This is a genomic window from Bradyrhizobium sp. (assembly GCF_019242285.1).
Taxonomy (GTDB): domain Bacteria; phylum Pseudomonadota; class Alphaproteobacteria; order Rhizobiales; family Xanthobacteraceae; genus Bradyrhizobium.
On sequence record NZ_JAFAVV010000141.1, the window covers coordinates 1 to 2,216 of the forward strand.

Annotated in this window: 5 protein-coding genes; 3 read left to right on the plus strand and 2 right to left on the minus strand. The window is 64.4% G+C overall.

The window, feature by feature from the left end; genetic code table 11:
- On the plus strand, positions 1-287 hold a 287-nt coding region (locus JOY90_RS05000), incomplete at its 5' end, for a 3-keto-5-aminohexanoate cleavage protein (protein ID WP_291690043.1).
- An 11-nt stretch (positions 288-298) separates the two neighbouring features.
- Here the strand turns inward: JOY90_RS05000 and JOY90_RS05005 are convergent.
- Positions 299-721: a VOC family protein gene (locus JOY90_RS05005; RefSeq protein ID WP_291690044.1), complete on the minus strand. Its 423-nt coding sequence runs from the start codon at positions 719-721 to the stop codon at positions 299-301.
- 64 nt (positions 722-785) lie between these two features.
- On the opposite strand from JOY90_RS05005, the gene JOY90_RS05010 reads away from it, so the two are divergent.
- The gene (locus JOY90_RS05010) at positions 786-1,055 is read left to right on the plus strand and encodes a hypothetical protein (RefSeq protein ID WP_291690045.1); all 270 of its coding nucleotides are present in this window, start codon (positions 786-788) and stop codon (positions 1,053-1,055) included.
- Between the two features lie 11 nt (positions 1,056-1,066).
- Here the strand turns inward: JOY90_RS05010 and JOY90_RS05015 are convergent, their stop codons facing one another.
- A complete protein-coding gene (locus JOY90_RS05015) occupies positions 1,067-1,792 on the minus strand; it encodes an IclR family transcriptional regulator (protein ID WP_291690046.1) in 726 nt (241 codons plus the stop codon).
- Between the two features lie 138 nt (positions 1,793-1,930).
- Between JOY90_RS05015 and JOY90_RS05020 the strand changes: the two genes are divergently transcribed.
- A partial coding sequence (locus JOY90_RS05020; protein WP_291690047.1) for a hypothetical protein occupies positions 1,931-2,216 on the plus strand: 286 nt, incomplete at its 3' end.

The following is a 2,216-nucleotide window of genomic DNA, read 5'->3' on the forward strand; positions in this document are numbered from 1 at the left end:
CGCATCCCGCCACCACGAGGGGCCTGCGCGCGTATCTCGATTTCTTGCCGAGCAACGTGGCCTGCGAATGGACCGTCACGCTCGGCGGCGGGAGCATACTCCCCCTGGCCGAGCAGGTCATCGCCCAAGGTGGGCACATCTGTATCGGCCTCGGCGACTATCACTTCGGCGAACTCGGCACTCCCACCAACGCCGAGCTGGTCGCGCGCCTCAAGGCGATTGCAGCCGAGGTCGGGCGCGAGGTCGCCACGCCGGCCGAGACCAAGGCCATGCTGGCGATCGCCTGACGCGGTGCCACCTAGGTGCCGAAACGGACCAGCCCGTCCTGGTCGATCGTCCAGGCCGGGTTCCACGCGATTTCCCACGCGTGATCATCCGGATCGGCGACATAGCCGCGATAGCCGCCGTGGTTCGGTGCGTCGGCCGCTCGGAGGACGCGTCCGCCGGCGGCGACCAACAGCTGCACGAGCGAATCGACGTCATCCTTGCGCGCAACGTTATGCGCCAGCGAAAAGGCGCCTGGGCTGCAAAGGCGGCCGCATCGCATGTCCGCCTCCATCGCTCGCTTCTGCCATATGCCAAGCATCAGGCCGTTCATCTGGAAGAAGATGATCTCTCCATTCTCGAAAACAGGCCTCCAGCCGAAGCCGTCCACATAGAAGCGGCGCGACCTTGCCGCGTCTTGTGTGGCGAGCGTTATGACGCAGATCTGCTGCTGCACGGCGTCTTGCTCCTGGATCGATTCGTCGCACATTTCCCGTTGTTGCGCCTGAACTCGAGAGGGAATGCCCGACCGGCTCACCCAGTTAAGCGAAACTGTCAAACTCGCCCGATACAAGCGCCACCACGCAATGGCCGAGGCGGGAAAACCGATCATGAACGACAAGCATGTCAGGCACCAAGGCTACGTCAGCCGTGGCCCGCACCCGTCGTGGAACATCGACCGGCGGGCCCTTCCTGCCTCGCCAGACTCGGCGGTCGGCAAGGCCTGTCAGCTCGCACCCCGCCGGATGACGCCCGCAGAGATTTGGGCAATTGTGGACGAGGCGAACTAACGATCGCGTGATCAGGCAGGCACGCCACGCGATACGCTGCGGGCAGCGCGGGACACCATCTCACCGAACTCGCGATGGCGAGAGCGGGTAATCCGGTCGGTCGGCGCGGAGATGACCATGGCCGCGACGGGGCGGCCATCGGATTCGAGGATCGGGGCCGCGACGTTGGTCGAACCAACCGCTACGTCGCCATCGCTGATCGAATAGCCATTCTCGCGGGTCGCAGCGAAATGCCGCAGCAGCGCGGCATCCGGCTTCTCGCCGAGCAGCTCGATCTGCCGCTCGGAGGTCATGAAGGGCAGGATCGCCCGACCCGTGGCGCTCTCCTTGACCGGGACGACCATGCCGATCGGGGGGGCGGTGCGCAGCAGCTGCGGACTCTGCATGACGTCGATCGTGACGAAACGGCGCACGTCCGGCACGGTCAGAAGGATTGTCTCCTGCGATTCATTCCGCAGCATTTCGAGCGCGCCGCGGACGCGCTGGCGAAGGTCGTCGCTACCGCGGCCCATCTGTGCCACCGCATGGATATGCGCGGTCAGCTCCCAGCGGGTCGGCGTGCCTGCGGCCATGCGAATCCATCCGTCGTCAGCGAGCGTCATGATCGCGCGCTGCACCGCGCTCTTGTCGTCGTCGAGCAGCTTGGCCAGCGCGCTGACCCCGATCGGCTGATGCTCGGCGATCCTTTCGAGGGCAAGGAGCACGCGCGACGCGCTCTGGCTGCGCTTGACCGACACTGTGCGACTCCCTAGGATCGTATCACTAGTAGATATTATGTATTACATAGTAATACCCATCGCGAAGCAGTGCAAGCCTGATTTTTGCGCTGAGCATCAAGGGCTCCCCGCAGAATAGGGGCGCGAAGAGGAACAGCCATGGCCAAGGTTGACGTAAACGGGCTCAGCATCGCCTATGACATCATCGGCAGCGGTACGAAGAATATCGCGATCACCGCCGGCGGTCGCTTCTCGAAGGACACCCCGGGCTTGCGCGAACTCGCCGCAGAGCTGGTCAAGGGCGGCGACTATCGCGTGCTCGTCTGGGATCGAGTCAACTGCGGCGAATCCGACATCAGCTTCGACGCACCGACCGAGTCGATCATGAACGCCGACGCCTTCGCCGCCCTGCTGCGCGCGCTCGACTATAAGAACGCGTTGCTGG